At 65.5% G+C, this 2,366-nt stretch carries 3 protein-coding genes and 1 tRNA gene; all 4 read left to right on the top strand.

Going from position 1 to position 2,366, the window contains the following annotated elements:
• Nucleotides 1-482, top strand: a 482-nt coding sequence (locus VGE27_RS03690) for an Hpt domain-containing protein (RefSeq protein ID WP_331048285.1), incomplete at its 5' end; no start/stop codon positions are given.
• Nucleotides 482-1,507, top strand: a complete 1,026-nt coding sequence (locus tag VGE27_RS03685) for a response regulator (RefSeq protein ID WP_331048284.1) — start codon at nt 482-484, stop codon at nt 1,505-1,507. The genes VGE27_RS03690 and VGE27_RS03685, both read left to right, overlap by 1 nt.
• 63 nt (nt 1,508-1,570) lie before the next feature.
• A tRNA-Leu gene (locus VGE27_RS03680) sits at nt 1,571-1,656 on the top strand.
• Nucleotides 1,657-1,736: 80 nt separating this feature from the next.
• Nucleotides 1,737-2,366: M20/M25/M40 family metallo-hydrolase (locus VGE27_RS03675; RefSeq protein WP_331048283.1), on the top strand; the 630-nt coding region annotated here is incomplete at its 3' end.

Raw genomic sequence — 2,366 nt, 5'->3', positions numbered from 1 at the left:
TCATCGACTGGTCGGAAGTGCAGCAGAGCGCCCACGGCATTCGCGGCGCCGCAGCCAATCTCGGACTGATCGCCGTGACCTCCGCCGCCCTGGCGGTGGAGCAGGCGGTTCGCGTGCGAAACCTCGAGGAAGCACGCCGCCAGCTCGGCGCGTTGTCGGCCGCGTTGCTGCGCGCCAACCGTGCGCTCTTCGCTGACGCCACGGAGACTCAGTCGGTGAACGACACACTCGACGGCACGCTGCCAGTACACATCACGAGCGACCTCACGCAGCTCCGCGCAACCCTGGCCCACAACGAGCTCGATGACGTGCTGGCCGAACGCGTGGCAGCCGGACTCGAGACGCATGGCGCCGCGTCCGAAGCGGCGGCGTTGCGATCAGCGCTGGATCTCTTCGATTTCGAAACGGCGCGTACGGTAGTGGAGCAATTGTTGGAAGCAGCAGAAGCGGCCACCGAACCCGTCGACGCGGTGACCGCCTGATGCCCACACTGGCCAAGCGCCTTCAGGATCCGCGTCGCACCTTGTTGTTGGTGGACGACGAGCCCACCAACCTGCACATCCTGCGCAATACGCTGCAGGAGGAATACCGGCTGCTGTTTGCGCGCAGTGGACAACAGGCACTCGATCTCGCGGCCCAGGAACACCCCGACCTGATTCTGCTCGACATCGTCATGCCGGGCATGTCAGGCTATGAGGTGTGTCGCGCGCTCAAGAGTGATGCCTGTTCCAGCGCCATTCCCGTGGTGTTCGTGACCGGACTGACCGAAGCGGCCGATGAACAGCACGGTCTCGAGCTGGGCGCCGTCGACTACATCAGCAAGCCGTTCAATCCGCACATCGTGCGAGCGCGGGTGCGCACACACTTGTCACTCGTACAGGCGACCGAAGTACGAGAAACCCGTCTGCAGATCGTGCAGTGCCTCGGCAAGGCGGCCGAGTTCAAGGATTCCGAGACTGGCATGCATGTGGTGCGGATGAGTCACTACGCACGCATCGTCGGCGCGGCGCTGGGTTACACGAACGCCGCCGCAGATGATCTGCTGCACGCGGCACCCATGCACGACATCGGCAAGATCGGCATCCCGGACGCCATCCTGCAGAAGGCCGGGGCGCTGACACAGGTCGAGCGCACGATCATGGAGCAGCATACGGTCATCGGCGCTCGTATCATCGGTGAGCACGCCACGGGTATGCTGCAGATGGCCGGTATCATCGCGTTGAATCACCACGAAAAGTGGGATGGCACTGGCTACCCCAACCGCCTGAGCGGCGACGAGATCCCGCACGTGGCCCGGGTGGTGGCCGTGGCCGATGTCTTCGATGCGCTGACCAGCGATCGGCCGTACAAGCGGGCCTGGTCCACCGACGAGGCTTTCGCCTTCATCCGGCGGGAGTGCGGAACACACTTCGATCCGGCGGTGGCCGAAGCCTTCGCCGACAGCTTCGGTGCCGTGCTCGAGTCGCGTGAGCGCTGGGCGGACGAAAAGGAGCTCGCCGTCGCCTAGTTGGGCCGCCGCCCGCTTTGCTTTCCCGGGTGAGCGGTCGTACCCTTCCCGCTGGCCGAGCACACCCGGGTGGTGAAATCGGTAGACACGCGAGACTTAAAATCTTGTGCCCCGAAAGGGGCGTGCGGGTTCGAGTCCCGCCCCGGGTACGGCCACTGCCGCACCAAGCCAGGAAATTCGGCTTGCGGCACTATCTCAGAAATGGGCAATCCTGAGTATCTTGGACCCCATGTCAGACGTCGTGGCGCTCGCCTCCCAGATGCTGTCCATCGACTCCACCACCGGTCGCGAACGCGAAGTGGTGGAGTTCACTGCCAACTGGCTCGTGGAGCGCAGTTGGAACGTCACCCTCCAGGAAGTGGAGCCGGGACGCTCCAACGTCTGGGCCTCCCGCCGCGGCGGTGGGGTGACGCTCTCCACGCACCTCGACACCGTGCCGCCGTTTGTGGCGCCGCGTCTCGACGGCAGCCGGCTCTATGGCCGCGGCTCGTCCGACGCCAAGGGGATCGCGGCCGCGATGATGATCGCCGCCCAGCGCTTGGCCGATGCCGGCGAAGAACGTGTGGATCTCCTGTTTGTGGTCGGTGAGGAGAAGGGCTCGCCCGGTGCCCGGGCCGCCAATCGGCTTGAGCCCACCAGCAAGTGGCTGGTGAATGGCGAACCCACCGAGAGCAAGCTGGCCTCGGGGTGCAAGGGCGCCCAGCGCGTGATCGTGCGGGTGCGCGGCCGGGAAGCCCATTCGGCCTATGCCCACCTTGGCAGCAGTGCCCTCGATCCACTCCTCGAGCTGTTGCCGCGGCTGCGCGACCTGCCGCTGCCGGTCGATCCCATTCTCGGCCAGACCACGTACAACATCGGT

The sequence above is a fragment of the Gemmatimonas sp. genome (assembly GCF_036405635.1).
GTDB lineage: Bacteria > Gemmatimonadota > Gemmatimonadetes > Gemmatimonadales > Gemmatimonadaceae > Gemmatimonas.
Note: the sequence above shows the minus strand (reverse complement) of the source record. Positions and strands in the feature narration are given on the sequence as shown.